We start from the raw sequence: 13,545 nt of genomic DNA, 5'->3' as shown, positions 1-13,545 counted from the left end.
GGGCTTGCCCCGCGATGCGTATAATGGTGGCCATTTTTCTCAATCGGTGCCTCCATGACCACCCTCGCCACCGCCCTCGCATCCTGCGACATGCTCCTGATCGACGGCCTGCACGCCTTCGACTTCACCTTCGACGCATCCGGCCTAACCATCGAGTGCATGGACGGCCGCCAGCTGCGTCGCTGGACCTTCAACCCCGAGCAGATCACCGCCGCCACCGGCGCGGGCGATGACTGGAGCCTGGTCAGTGACAAAGGCGAGCATCGTCTAGTCTGTATGAGTGCTTTTCGTGCCCCGGATGAAGAAGACGATGAACAGGAAATGGACACGCCTGCTGACCGCTAGCCTCATGGCTTTGTCAGTCAATGCCCAGGCCGCCACGTTGCTGGTGGGCAGCTACACCGACAACGGCAGCGAAGGGCTCTACCGCTACGATTTTGACTCCCGCACGGGCCAGATCGACGCCAAGCCCCGGCAGGTGGTCAAGAGCGTCAGCCCCTCGTGGCTGGTGCTGTCCGCCGACCAGCGCCAGTTGTTCGCGGTCAATGAAACGCCAAAGGGCCAGGTCAGCAGTTTCTCGCTGGGCAAGCAGGGTGAGATCAAGCTGCTGAACCAGGTGCCCAGCCAGGGCGACGAGCCGACCCACGCCAGCCTCAGCCACGACCAGCGCTACCTGTTCGTTGCCAACTACGCCGTTGCCCCCGACCCCGGTGGCAGCCTGGTGGTGATCCCGGTGGCCCGGGACGGCAAGCTCAAGCCGGTGGTGCAGCAGGCCCGGCATGCGCCGAGCAAGGTCAATCCCGAACGCCAGGCCGGTGCCCATGTGCATTCGCTGGTGTTGTCGCCCGATGGCCGCCACCTGTACGCCAGCGACCTGGGCGCCGACAAGGTGTTCATCTACCGCTACGACGGCGCCAGCCCCGAGCATCCGCTGAGCCCGGCGATCCCGCCTGTGGTCGAGTTGCCTCCGGGTAGCGGCCCACGTCACCTGCTGTTCGACGCCAAGGGTCGGCATGCCTACCTGACCCTGGAGATGAGCGCCGAGGTGGTGGTGTTCGATGTGCAGGACGGCGCGTTGACTGAACGCCAGCGCCTGCCGCTGACCGAGAGCAAGGACGCTGCGGCGAAGGCCGCTGGCGGCCTGCACCTGTCGGCCGATGGGCGTTTCCTCTATGTCAGCAACCGTGGTACCGCCAACGAGATCGTGGTGTATGCCGTGGGTAAGGACGATGGCCGGCTCACCCTGCTGCAGCGCCGCTCGGTGGAGGGCGACCATCCCCGGGAGTTTGCCCTCGATCCGGATGGCAACTACCTGCTGGTTGGCAAACCAGAAGAGCAACCAGATCGTGGTCATGCGCCGCGATCCGCGCAGCGGCAAGTTGGGGGATACGGTGCAGAAACTGCCCCAGCAGGCGCCTTCGGATCTCAAGTTTTTGGAATGAACCTGCGTTTGCCCTGTAGGAGCGGCCTTGTACCGCGAAAGGGCCGCAGAGCGGCCCCAGGATTTCAGCGTTAATGCATCAATCGCCGGGGCTGCTGTGCAGCCCTTTCGCGGCACAAGGCCGCTCCTACAGGGGGCGCGTGTCCAATTATCGATAGGCGTGATATCCGCTACTGCTGCAATGAATTTTTCCAGGCAGATGCATCGGCGTAAGTTTTGACCCAAGGCCCCAACGGGCTAACGTCAACCACCGAAGTCGAGGTCAGCCCACATGAACTTCAATCTCTTCCCGGTCATCGCCGCTTCCGCCATCTCCGCCTCCGTCGTGCTGCCGGCCCACGCCCAACTGGAGCAAAGCGCCAAGGCATCGAACACCCACAGCTACACCCAGAAGTACCTGCAGCAGAGCGCGCATTTCCATGCCGCCCTGAGCAAGCATGCCAATTGAGTGTGTAAAGCCATTGGTAATAGCACAACGCCACGTGATTTAATTTGACGCTAATTTTTTGACTCTCCAAAGGGGCAGAGCATGATGTGGCGTATCACGGCGGTAGTGCTGTTGTTGATGTCCGCGCCGATCCTGGCGCTTTGAGCGATACGCTGTCTCACTTGGCCATCACGGCCTTGAACAGCGGCGATGCCAGCCAGCCCTGCAACCAGCTCCGCAACCGCGGATAAGCCGCCTCGGCGAACCATTCGGGTTCGACCCCGGCAAACTGGCGCATCAGGGGCAGCAAGGCGGCGTCGGCCAGGCTCGGGTGAGCGGCCAGCAGGTAGGGCCTGCCTTCGAGCAGGCGTTCCAGCTCGGCCAGCCAGGGTTCGGCCTGGGCGCGGTAGTACGCCCGGGTGTGCTCGGGGTAGCGCTCGGCGTACTTGTACAGGTTCACCTGCGCCTTGAAGGTGCTGTCGTTGCGCGTGATCAGCGTTTCGGCCTGTTGCGCGGCAGCGGGGTCGGCCTGCAGGCGCCAGTCTTCTGGATCATGTTGGGTGAGCGCCCAGCGCATGATGTCCAGGCTTTCCTCCAGCACCGCATCCCCGGTATCGAGCACCGGCACCGTGCCCTTGGGCGACAATGCCAGCAGCCCGGCCGGCTTTTCCTTCATCTTCACCTCGTGGACCTGCACGTCGCAGCCGGCGTAGCGCAGGGCCAGGCGCGCGCGCATGGCCCAGGGGCAGCGACGGAACGAGTAGAGGATCACCCGCACACCTCCACGTCGCTCAGGCCATTGCCCTGGCGGCGCACCTGGATCTGCACCGGAATGCGCTCGTGCATCTCCTGCACGTGGGAGATCACTGCCACCTTGCGCCCCTGGGCCTGCAGGCCGTCGAGGGCGTCCATGGCCAGTTGCAGCGACTCGGGGTCGAGGCTGCCGAAGCCTTCGTCGATGAACAGCGATTCGATACGCAGAGTGCTCGACGCCATGGATGCCAGGCCCAGGGCCAGGGCCAGCGACACCAGGAAGGTCTCGCCGCCCGACAGCGAATGCACCGAGCGCAGTTCGTCGCCCATCTCGGTGTCCAGCACCAGCAGGCCCAGGGCACTACCGCCGCGCTTGAGGCGATAACGCCGGGCCAGCTGGCGCAACTGGCTGTTGGCGTGATGCAGCAGCAGGTCGAGGTTGTAGCCCTGGGCGATCTTGCGGAACACATCACCCGAGGCCGAGCCGATCAACGCATTCAGACGTGCCCAGCGTTGCCATTGCTGGTAGGCCTGTTCGATCTGTTCGGCCAGGGCCTGGCTGGCCTGTTGCCGGCGCTGGTCCTCGGCCTGTTGGGCGCGCAGCTCGGCGCATTGCTGCTCCTGGGCTGCCAGCTGTGCGGCCAGTTCGGCGAGGGCGGTTTCCAACGCTTCGACGGGCAACTCGCCGTGGGCCTGGGCAGTGTGTTGCTGCAGTCGCTGCTCACGCTCTCCTAGCAACACGCGGCCTTGCTCGACGGCTTTTTCTGCGGCCTGCAGGCGTTGACGCAGCTCGCCCACCTGGCTGTCGTCGATGGCCAGCAGGCGGTCGAGGCCGGCGTCGTCCAACTCCGGGTGTTCGCTGCGCCACCGGGCGATTTCGCCCTGTAGCTGCTGGTGCTCCTGCTCCAGTGCCTGCTGGCGCTGCTGGTTGGCCTTGAGCTCGCCGGCCAGTTGCACGCCCTGGGTGTGCAGCGCCTGCAGTTGCCGGGCGCTGTCTGCCTCGGCGGCGCGGGCCTGTTCCAACTGGGTGTCCATGTGCTGCTGCCAGGCTTCGGCGCTGGGCTGGTCGCCGAGCAGCTCGCCCAGGGTGGCCTGGGCCTTGTGGCGTTGCTCCTCCAGCACGGCGAGTTTCTGTTGCAGCTGCTGCTGGCTGTGCAGGCGTGCCTGTTGCTGATCGCGCTGTTTGTCCAGCTGGACCTGGCGAGCCTGTTGTTCTTCCAGCTCGTCCTTGCGCAGGTCGAGTTGCTGGCGGCGCTGGGCAATCTGCTGGTCGAGGCCGAGGAACGCATTTGCCGGGTCGTCGCGCAGGGCCTGGAGAATGTCCGGGGGCAGCACGCTTTCGAGGCTTTCGAGGGCCTGCGCGAGTTGTTGCTCGTCGGCGGCCAGGGCCTGGTGCTGCTGGTCGAGGTGGCGCTGGGCCTGTTGCTGGGCTTCGCCGGCGGCCTGCAATTGCTGGGTGAGACGGGCGGCATCCCTTTGCAGGGCGAGCAGGGCGCCCTGGCGTTTCTCGTCGCGGTCGATCTCGTCGCCGAGGCGGCGCAGCTGACCGTCGAGCCACTTGCCACGGGCGCTGTCGTCCTGCGGCGCCAGCGCTGGCCACAGGGCATGGGCCTGAACCTGCTCGAGCACGGGCTGCAACTGCTCGCCCAACTGCTGCTGTTGCTGCTGGTAGTCCTTGAGCTGGGCGTTGACCACGCCCAACTCGGTGCGCAGCTCCACCAACCTGGTATTGAGCTGTTCGACCTGCCGCTGCGCCGCCGCTTCCTCAGCCTGGTCGTGGCGACCGAGGCTGTGCAGCAACGCTTCGGGCTGATGGAACGGGTGCTCGGCGCTGCCACACACCGGGCAGGGCTCGCCATCGCGCAGTTGGGCGCGCAGTTCCTCGACGCTGGTGTTACGCGCCAGGCGCTGGCGCTCGAGCAGCTGGCGGGTCAGGGTCAGTGCCTGCTCGGCGCCCTCCAGTTCTGCCTTGGCCGCCGTGCCTTCGCCGATCAGTTGCTGGCGCTGCTGCATGGCCTGTTGCTGGCGCTCGCGCAGTGTATTGAGGCCGTTGCGCAGTTCCATTTCGCGGCCATGCAGGCGCGACAGTTCCTCGACCGCGCGTTGCTGCTTGCGGTTGTCCTGGAGCATGGCGCCGAGCAGGTCGATCTGCTCGGCCAGCGCCTGGGGTTCGGCCCCCGCCTCGCGGAACAGCAACTCGAAATGTTCGCGCTGGGCTTGCAGCTGGGCGTTGGCCTGGCTGGCCTGGGCCTGCAGGCCGGGCAGCTCTTCGCGGCCCTTGGCCAGGCGGCCGCCGATCAGCATCACCTGCTTGAGTTGCGGCAGGTAGGCCTGCCAGGCGTCGGCCAGGCTGCCGAGCGGTTCGCTTTCGGCCAGAGCGCTGTCGATTTGGGCCAGTTGCTCCAGGCTGCGCTGCTGGTTGTCTTCCAGCTGCTGCAGTTGCTGCTGGGCTGCATCGACTTCCTGTTCGGCCTGGGTGCAGGCTTCCCGTTGTTCGGCAAGCTCCTTGTCCAGGCGCGTCAGGTCGCCCTGGGCGGCGAAGGCCTGGCGCAGGCGCGGGGCGTTTTCGCCGTGCAGGGCCTGGTGCTGGACCAGGTGCTGGCGGGCCGTTTCCAGAGCCTGCTGCAGCGCGTCGGTGTGTTGCTGCAGTTCAGTTTGCTGGCGCAGTTGCTGGTCGATATCGGCCAGCACCGGGGCCAGTTGCCCGGCCAGGTGCTGCTGGCGGTGGAACTGGTGGCGCTGGGGCGCCAGGCGCTCCAGGCGTTGCAGGTCGACGCGTTGCTCGGCCAGTTGCTGCCACTCGTGTTGCGCATTTTGCAGGGCCGTGCCGGCTTCGCTGTGCTGGGCCTGCAGGCGCTGCTGTTCGGCAAACCAGGTGCGTTGCTGTTCCAGCTGGCGCTGGCGCGCCTGTTCGGCCTTGAACTGCTGCTGGGCCTGTTCCAGTGCCTGGTCGAGGGCGGCGCGGGCTTCGGCTTCCATCGGCAGCAGGTGTTCAGCCTGCTTCTTCAGGTCGTTGTGAACCTCGCCGGTTTCCCGCGCCTTGCTGAAGGCGCGTTGGCCCAGGCGGGTGTAGATCGCGGTGTTGGTGAGTTTTTCCAGCAGTTCGCTGCGCTCGCGGTCGTCGGCCTTGAGGAAGGCGCCGAATTCGCTCTGGGCCAGCATCACCGCGCGGGTGAACTGCTCGAAGTTCAGGCCCAGGCGGGCCTCGACCAGTTGCTTGTATTCGTTCTTGCCGCTGCCCAGCAGCTGCTCGCTGTCCAGGTCGTAGAGACTCTGGCGGCTGTTCTGCAGCTTGCCGGTGGCTTTTTCGCGGGCGCGGTTGGCTTCCCAGCGGGCGCGGTAGCGGCCGCCGTCGATGCCGACGAAATCGACTTCGGCGAAGCCGCTGCCGGTGCCGCGGCGCAGCAAATTGCGCGGATCCGAGGTGGGGATCTCGCCGTCGGCGTCCGGCACCTTGGCTTCCCGGGCGATGTCGTTCAGGCGCGGCACGCTGCCGAACAGCGCCAGGCACAGGGCGTCGAGCAGGGTGCTCTTGCCGGCGCCGGTGGGCCCGGTGATGGCGAACAGGCCAGCGCTGGCCAGGGGCTCGGCGGTGAAGTCGATATCGACCGGGCCGGCCAACGAGGCCAGGTTTTTCAGGCGGATGGCGAGGATTTTCATGCCTGCTCCTCCTCTTGCAGGACGTCCTGCAGCAATTCGGCGAAATCGGCCAGGGCCTGGTCGTCGGCGGGGTTGCCGTAGGCCTGCTCCCAGGCGCGGCCGAACAGGTCCTGCGGGGTCATCTGGGCCAGCTCGACGAAGGCTTGCTCGTCGTCTTCGGCGCGGCCGCTGCCGGCGTATTCGGCGCTGATGCGCACCAGGCGCACAGCCTTGCCCTGCAGGGCGCCTTCGATCTGCTGGCGCAGGTCGGGCTGCGGCTCGTCCAGGCGCACCCGTACTTCCAGCCAGGGCTGGCGGTTGGGGTCTTCGAGCAGGTCGATCACCGGCAGTTGCCCGAGCTGTTCGAGCAGTTCACCCAGCGGCGCCGGGCCGACCCGTTGCAGGGCCACCGCGCGGGGTACCGGACGCGGCTCAATGCTGACCAGCTCGGCGCCGTCCAGCTCGACTTCCAGGACCTGGTGCGGGTAGTTGATCTCGGCGAACGACAACGGGATCGGCGCGCCGCTGTAGCGGATGCGGTTCTCGCGGTTGACCTTCTGCGGCTTGTGCAGGTGGCCGAGGGCGACATAGCTGATGGCCTTGTCGAACAGTTTGGCCGGCAGGGCCTCGGCATTGCCGATGATCAGGCTGCGCTCGGAGTCCTCCGAGATACTGCCTCCGGCCATGTGCGCGTGGCTGATGGCGACCAGCGCCTGGTCTTTCTTGCGCTTCTTCTGCGCCGCGGCGATCAGTTGCTCATGGACCTGGTTGATGCCCTGCAGGTAGTCGTCGCCCAGCGCGGGGCCGGTGACTTCGGCCGGACGCAGGAAGGGCAGGGCCAGGCACCAGGCGCCGACCTTGCCACGGGCGTTGGTCAACGGGATCAGCAGCCGCTCGGTGTCCAGCTGGCCCTCGTCGAGCCAGTGCACCCGGCCCAGGGCGTGGGTGCGCAGGCGGCGCATCAGCGGCGCCGGCAGCTCGATGCGCGAGCCGGAGTCGTGGTTGCCGGCGATCATCACGATGTCCAGCTTGGGCTGTTGCTCGTGGGCCTGGACGATGAAGTCGTAGAGGCGCTCCTGGGCTTTGACCGGCGGGTTGACCGTGTCGAAGATGTCGCCGGCGATCAGCAGCGCGTCGGGCTGGCGCAGGCGCAGTTGGCCGAGCAGCCAGTCGATGAAGCAGGCGTGTTCGAAGTCGCGTTCCTGGCCGTGCAGGCTTTGACCCAGGTGCCAGTCGGAGGTATGAAACAGACGCATGGAAGATCCGTTGGGTGAGCGGCAGGGGGCTTATGGACAAGGGCGCTATGGTAACTCATCGCGGGGCGGGCACCGAGTGGCGTTCCCTATGTGTCTGGCGAAAGAGTTGCAGCGCCGATGAGATCGAGCGCCGCCCGTGCGGCGCTCGATCTCGAACACCCTGCAAGGCTCAAGGCATGCTCGGCTACTTCGGATACAACGGCGGCAAGCTACCCGCTTCACCCGACGGCGCCAGCACCTGCTCGGCCGGCGGAATCGCGCCGATCGCGCGCCACAGCTCGTCGCCGTGCCAGTACTGGCCACTCTCGCTGTACAGCGCGCCATTCAACCCATCCAGTGCATCGGACAACGGCACGAAGCGCGCCGCCATCTCGGCCAGGGTTTCCGGCTGCTGCCGGGCCCAGGCGTCCAGCGCCTGGCGGGTGGCCTGCGGGTCGTTGGCCTGGCAGGCACGCTTGAGATCGTCGAGCAGCGTGCGCGGGCTCGGGCCGGTCTGTGCCGCGCGCAGCACCGCCGGTTGCGAGCGGGCCCGCCACCACAGGGTGAAACCGAGCAGGGTGGTCAGGGCCAGGACCAGCGTGGCCAGCTGCCAGGGCCAGAGCGGGCCGGGGCTCAGGTTGCCGTCGCCGACCGGGGTGTCGGCGCTCAGGGCCGGGTTGTCCTGCACGTTCAGGGTGCGGGCCGGCAGGCTGCTGTGCTCCAGGTGGTCTTCGCGGGTGTTCCACCAGGTCACCTCCAGCGCCGGCAGGGCCAGCTCGCCGGCGTGGGTCGGCACCAGCGCCTCGCGTTCCTCGCGGTTGGCGACCATGCCGCGTTCGCCGATCTCGTTGCGCAGCAACGGCTGGTCGGGGTAGCGGCGCAGGCCGGTGGCCTCGGTAGCCGGCAGTGGCGGCAACTGGGTGCTCGACAGACCCTCTGCGCGCACGGTGATGTTGCGCGTCAGCGAGTCGCCGATCTGCGTCGGCTGGCGCTCCGGGTCGGGGTTCCAGTGTTCTTCCAGGGTCAGGCTGCGGGCCGGCAGCCAGGGGCGGTCGGCCGGGTAGCTGGCCGGGATCGGTTTGACCGTCAGGCGCAGCGGCAGCGAGCTGACCTGCACCTGGCGGCCGACCCGCGGTGTGCCGGCCGGCTGTTCGCCATTGTCGGCGGCGGTGGCGGTGAAGCGCAGCGGCGGCACGTCAAGGCTGCCGCTCTGTTGCGGATAGATCGCATAGCGGGTCTCGATCACCCCGTGGCGCACGCCGTTGATCTCTTTCTCATAGGTGCGCGACTCGCCCAGCGGGTCGACCTTGGCGTTTTCCAGCTGCAGTGGGCTGAGGCTGCTGTCGTCGTACAGCGCCACCGAATGGTAGATGCGCAGGGTCAGCACGGCCTGGGCCTGGACATAGACCTCGCTGCTGTCCAGGGTGGCCTCGACGAACACCTGCGCCGCCGCGTCGGGGCGCTGGCTGTCGGCCTGCTGCACCTGCAGCTCGATGGCCTGGCTGCGCGACTGGCCCAGCTGCAGCTCGGGGATGCGCAGGCTGCCGCTGCGTCGGGGCAGCAGGGTGATGATCCAGCGGGTGCTGGCGCGGGTTTCGCCGTCCAGGGTGTGCAGGCTGTTGAGCTGGCGCGTGCCGCGCACCTCGAAGTCGGGTTCGAGGGTGCGCAGGTCGGGCTTGCCGAACTGGGTGACGTCCTGGCTCTCGAGGGTGAGTTCCAGGGTTTCACCGGCTTCCAGGCGCGTGCGGTCGACGCTGGCCTGCAGGATCGGTTCGGCCTGGGCCGCGAGGCTCCACAACAGGCCTAGGAGAAAGACGCCGAGGCGACTCATCGTGGGGTTTCCTGATGCAATTGCTGTTCGTACCAGAATTTGCGCCGCAGCAGTTCCGCCGGGTTGTCGGGGATCTCCCGCAGCCATTGCTCCAGGGCCTGGCGCTGTTCGGCGTCGAGGCTGGTGGAGAGCGGCCGCTGGGGCGGCTGGGTGAGGTTGTCGTCATCGCCGCCGGCAGCGCCGGGCGGGGCCTGGGCGTTGCCCTGGCTGTCGCCGTTCTGCTGGCCCTGGGCCTGTTCGTCGCTGCCGGGCGTGCCCTGGGCCTGGCTGCTGGTCGAGCTGCTGTTGCCTTCGGTCTCGTTGCCGGGGGTGCCTTGGGCATCGGCGTTGCTCGGTTGTGTCTCGGCGCTGGCCTGGCGCTGTTGCAACAATTGCTGGACCAGGGCCTGATTGTCCAGTGCCGCCTTCAGGTCGGGCTGGCGCTCCAGCGCCTGCTCATAGGCGTCCAGCGCCGCCTCCAGCTCGCCGGCGCGGGCCAGGGCGTTGCCACGATTGTAGTGGGCGGCCGCCGTGCCGGCCTGGGCAAACGCGGCAGCGGCGCCTTCGAAATCGCCGGCCTGGTACAAGGCCATGCCGCGCCATTGGCTGTCCTCGAAGTGCCGGGCTGCCTCGGCGGGGCGTTGCCGCTCCAGCAGGCGCTGGCCCTGCTGGTCGGGGCGCAGCCACAGGTCGTTGAACTCGAAGGCCTGGCTCGGTTGGGGCAGGGCTAGCAACAGGGGCAGGCAGAACAGCCAGCCACGCCGGCCGGCGCAGGCGGCGAGCAGCAGCAGGGGCAACAGCAGCCAGTAGCCCTGGTCGGCCCAGCTGTCCAGTTGCAGGGTCTGGCCATCGTTGTGCAGCAGCCGCGGGTTGTCGAACAGGCCCAGGCCGCGCAGGTCGAGGTCGTCGATGCGGGCGTGGCGGTAGCGCCCGCCGGTCGAGCCGATGAAGCTCTTCAGCGAGGCGCTGTCCAGGCGTGGCAGGAGGATGCCGCCCTGATCGTCCTTGAGGTACTCGCCATTGGCCTGACGCACCGGGGCGCCTTCGCCGCTGCCGACGCCCAGCATCAGCAGGCTCGGGCCCTGGCGCCCGAGGGCCTGGCGGATGCCTTCGCGCTCGGGTTCGCTCAGTGACGAGCCGATCAGCAGCAGGCGGCCCTGGCCGAGGCCGCTCTGGGCGAGCAGGGCCAGGCCCTTGTGCACGGCGAGGTCGGCACGCTGGCCGGGCTGCGGCATGATCGACGGGTCGACGGCCTCGAGCAGGTTGCGCGTGGTGCCCAGGTCATCGGACAGCGGCACCAGGGTGTGGGCGGAGCCTGCGTAGACGATCAGCGCGGTCTGGCTGTCACGACGGTGCTCGAGCAGGTCGAGGACCTTGCGCCGGGCCTGTTCCAGGCGGTTCGGCGCGCTGTCCTCGGCGAGCATCTGCGGCGTCAGCTCGAGCAGGATCACCAGCGGGTCGGCCGGGCGCTGGCGGGTTTCCTCCAGGCGCTGCCAGCTCGGCCCGAGCAGGGCCAGGACGATCAGCAGCCAGGCCAGGCCCAGGGCGATCCACGGCAGCTTGCTGGTGCTGCCGCTGCCGCCGCCGAGCAAGACCGCATGGAACGGCTGCGGCAGGATCAGCTGCCAGCGCCCGGCGCGCTTGCGCCGGTGCCAGAGCTTGAACAGCAGCCAGCCGAGCAGGGGCAGCACCAGCAGCCAGAGCGGGCGCAGCCATTGTGGCCAGAGTTCGATCATCGCCGCCTCCTCAGGCGCAGGCGCTTGAGACGCTGGCGCCATTCCGGGTGAGGCTGCAGGAAGCGTGGCTTGCGCAGCAGGCGTTGCAGCAGGTTGTCCGGCCATTGCACGGCCACCACCAGCAGCACGCTGAGCAGCAGCGCCAGGGCCAGTGGCCAGGCATACAGTTCGTGGGCGGTGCGCGCCTGGGTCGGCTGCTGGGCCACCGGTTCCAGCTGGTCGAGGGTGTCGCCGATGGCGCCCAGCTCGGCGCCGTCATGGGCGCGGAAATAGCTGCCGTGGGTGATCTCGGCGATCTCCTTGAGCGAGGCTTCGTCCAGGTCCAGGCTCGGGTTCAGCCCGAGCAGGCCCGGTGTGCCGCTGGCCTCAGGGTTGGCGCCGATGCCGATGGTGTAGATACGCACGCCTTCCTGGGCGGCCAGGCGGGCGGCGGTCAGCGGGTGGATCTGCCCACCGTTGTTGGCGCCGTCGGTGATCAGGATCAGCACCCGGCTCTGCGCCGGGCGCTGGCGCAGGCGCTTGACCGCCAGGCCGATGGCGTCGCCGATGGCGGTGTTCTTGCCGGCGATGCCGATCTGCGCCTCGTCGAGGAAGGTGCGCACGGTACGCCGGTCGAAGGTCAGCGGGGCCTGCAGGTAGGCCTGGCTGCCGAACAGGATCAGGCCGACACGGTCGCCCTGGCGGTCCTGGAGGAAGTCACCCATCAGCGCCTTGACCAGGTCCAGGCGGCTGATCTCGTCGTCCTTCCATTGCATGTCGGGGAAGTCCATGGAGCCCGACACGTCCACCGCCACCAGCAGGTCGCGCCCGCTGGCCGACACCGGCAGCGGATCGCCCAGCCACTGCGGACGGGCGGCGGCCAGCAACAGCAGCAGCCAGATCAGGATGAACGGCGCCTGCTGGCGCCAGGTCGGCAGGTTCAATCGTGCGCGGCGCCCGGCCAGGCCTTCGAGTTCGTCGAGAAAGCCCACCTTGAGCACCGGCTCGCCGCTGTCGGCGGCGGGCAGCACCAGGCGCGCCAGCCAGGGCAGCGGCAACAGCAGGAAGATCCACGGCCAGGCCAGTTCAAACATGCTTGCGGATCCAGGTTTCGACCGCCTGGGCGAGCCCGGCGATGGCCTTGTCGTCGAGCTTGCACTCGGGTTTGTAGGTGCCTTCGACCAGCACCATCCAACGGGTCAGGCCGGCGGCCGGGCAGCGGTTGTCGAGAAATGCCAGCCATTTACGGCCGCTGAGGGTGTGACTGTTGGCGCCGGGGTACTGGTTGCGGCACAGTCGCTTGAGCAAGGCATTGATCTGTTGCAGCCAGGCGCCGGCCGGCGCGCCGTCGTAGGGGCGCGGCAGGCGTGCCAGCTCGGCGAGAGCCTCGACACGGATCGGGTCCAGCGGCAGTTCGGCGCGCACCACCTTGCGCTTGCCCGGGCGCCAGCGACGCAGGCGCCAGGCGCCCCAGCCGAGCAGCGGCAGCAGGGCCAGCAGCAGCCACCAGCCGGGCGCGGGCGGCCACAGGCCGATGGCCGACGGCGCGATCAGCGGCTGCAGCTGGTCCAGCGGATTCATCGGGTACTCCCGGGACGCTGCGCGTTCAGGTACTCGCGCAATTGCTCGATCATCTCACTCTGGGTGCTCAGTGGCATCAGCACCACCCGCAGTTTCTGCGCCAGCAGTTCCCAGCGCTCGATGCGCGCCTCGGCTTGCTGGCGATAGGCCTGGCGCAGGTTGGCATCCAGCGTGTCGAGTTCCAGTTGCGCGCCGCGCTGGGCGAAGCGCAGCAGGCCGGCGGCGGGCAGGGCATGGTCGAGCGGGTCGCTGATCGGCATCAGCAGCACGTCGCAGTGGCGCGACAGCATGGCCAGGTGCTGCTCGACACTGGCACTGAGGGCGCGCTCGTCGCAGATGACGATGGCCAGGCTGCCCGGGCGCAGCACCTCGCGCGCCCGGCGCAGGGCCAGGCCCAGGCTGTCGGGCTGCGGCACGGCCTCGGTGTGCAGGGCCTGGTTGACCTTGGCCAGGCGGTTGAGCAGTTGCAGCAGGCTCTGCTTGCTGCGCCGTGGCTTGATCTCGTGGGGCTCGCTGTCGCCGAACACCAGCCCGCCGATGCGGTCGTTGTGGCCCAGCGCCGCCCAGCCGAACAGGGCCGCGGCCTGGGCCGCCAGCACCGATTTGAACACCAGTCCGGAGCCGAAGAACAGCCGCTGGCTCTGTTCGACCATGATGAAGATCGGCCGCTCGCGCTCTTCGTGGAAGAGCTTGGTGTGCGGCTCCTGGGTGCGCGCGGTGACGCGCCAGTCGATATTGCGCACGTCATCGCCGGCCTGGTAGACACGCACCTGGTCGAAGTCCACGCCGCGGCCACGCAGCTTGGAGTGGTGCAGGCCCACCAACGGGCTGCGCTGGCCGGGCCGGGAAAACAGCTGGATCTCGCGCACGCGGTGGCGCATGTCGATCAGTTCGGCCAGGCCGATGCGGATGCCGGGTTCGGCCTGCGGGGTGGTGGGCATGGG

At 68.2% G+C, this 13,545-nt stretch carries 9 protein-coding genes and 3 pseudogenes; 3 read left to right on the top strand and 9 right to left on the bottom strand.

Going from position 1 to position 13,545, the window contains the following annotated elements:
• Positions 1-54: 54 nt before the first annotated feature.
• The 3 genes and pseudogenes from ACZ899_RS11240 (at position 55) to ACZ899_RS11230 (ending at position 1,889) form a co-directional block, all read left to right on the top strand.
• The gene (locus tag ACZ899_RS11240) at positions 55-345 is read left to right on the top strand and encodes a DUF5629 family protein (RefSeq protein WP_234561266.1); all 291 of its coding nucleotides are present in this window, start codon (positions 55-57) and stop codon (positions 343-345) included.
• Positions 311-1,442: pseudogene (locus tag ACZ899_RS11235) on the top strand (lactonase family protein). The gene ACZ899_RS11240 and the pseudogene ACZ899_RS11235 overlap by 35 nt, the downstream one beginning before the upstream one ends.
• A 270-nt stretch (positions 1,443-1,712) precedes the next feature.
• Positions 1,713-1,889 carry a hypothetical protein gene (locus tag ACZ899_RS11230; protein WP_167388412.1) on the top strand — a complete coding sequence of 59 codons (177 nt, stop codon included), beginning with the start codon at positions 1,713-1,715 and terminating at the stop codon, positions 1,887-1,889.
• A 157-nt stretch (positions 1,890-2,046) separates the two neighbouring features.
• Here ACZ899_RS11230 and ACZ899_RS11225 read toward each other — a convergent pair whose 3' ends face one another.
• The 9 genes and pseudogenes from ACZ899_RS11225 to ACZ899_RS11185 form a co-directional block, all read right to left on the bottom strand.
• A complete protein-coding gene (locus tag ACZ899_RS11225; protein ID WP_234561264.1) occupies positions 2,047-2,640 on the bottom strand; it encodes a glutathione S-transferase in 594 nt (197 codons plus the stop codon).
• Positions 2,637-6,281 (bottom strand): AAA family ATPase, encoded by a 3,645-nt coding sequence (locus ACZ899_RS11220; RefSeq protein ID WP_234561263.1) that lies wholly within the window; start codon positions 6,279-6,281, stop codon positions 2,637-2,639. The genes ACZ899_RS11225 and ACZ899_RS11220 overlap by 4 nt, the downstream gene beginning before the upstream one ends.
• A complete protein-coding gene (locus tag ACZ899_RS11215) occupies positions 6,278-7,516 on the bottom strand; it encodes an exonuclease SbcCD subunit D C-terminal domain-containing protein (protein ID WP_203647505.1) in 1,239 nt (412 codons plus the stop codon). Before ACZ899_RS11215 ends, ACZ899_RS11220 begins: the two co-directional genes overlap by 4 nt.
• 184 nt (positions 7,517-7,700) lie before the next feature.
• Positions 7,701-9,326, bottom strand: coding sequence for a BatD family protein (locus ACZ899_RS11210; RefSeq protein WP_234561262.1), 1,626 nt, complete (start codon positions 9,324-9,326; stop codon positions 7,701-7,703).
• Positions 9,323-11,041 (bottom strand): vWA domain-containing protein, encoded by a 1,719-nt coding sequence (locus ACZ899_RS11205; RefSeq protein ID WP_232856010.1) that lies wholly within the window; start codon positions 11,039-11,041, stop codon positions 9,323-9,325. Before ACZ899_RS11205 ends, ACZ899_RS11210 begins: the two co-directional genes overlap by 4 nt.
• Positions 11,018-11,113 (bottom strand): annotated as a pseudogene (locus ACZ899_RS11200) (hypothetical protein); the annotation flags it as partial. The gene ACZ899_RS11205 and the pseudogene ACZ899_RS11200, both read right to left, overlap by 24 nt.
• Positions 11,114-11,286: 173 nt before the next feature.
• Positions 11,287-12,114 (bottom strand): annotated as a pseudogene (locus tag ACZ899_RS11195) (vWA domain-containing protein); the annotation flags it as partial.
• Positions 12,107-12,601, bottom strand: a complete 495-nt coding sequence (locus tag ACZ899_RS11190) for a DUF4381 domain-containing protein (RefSeq protein ID WP_232856012.1) — start codon at positions 12,599-12,601, stop codon at positions 12,107-12,109. The pseudogene ACZ899_RS11195 and the gene ACZ899_RS11190, both read right to left, overlap by 8 nt.
• Positions 12,598-13,542 (bottom strand): DUF58 domain-containing protein, encoded by a 945-nt coding sequence (locus ACZ899_RS11185; protein WP_203647501.1) that lies wholly within the window; start codon positions 13,540-13,542, stop codon positions 12,598-12,600. Before ACZ899_RS11185 ends, ACZ899_RS11190 begins: the two co-directional genes overlap by 4 nt.
• Between the last annotated feature and the right edge of the window lie 3 nt (positions 13,543-13,545).

This window comes from Pseudomonas sp. TE31087 (assembly GCF_057284075.1).
The sequence above is the reverse complement of the archived record's forward strand: the minus strand, read 5'-3'. Positions and strand labels throughout refer to the sequence as shown.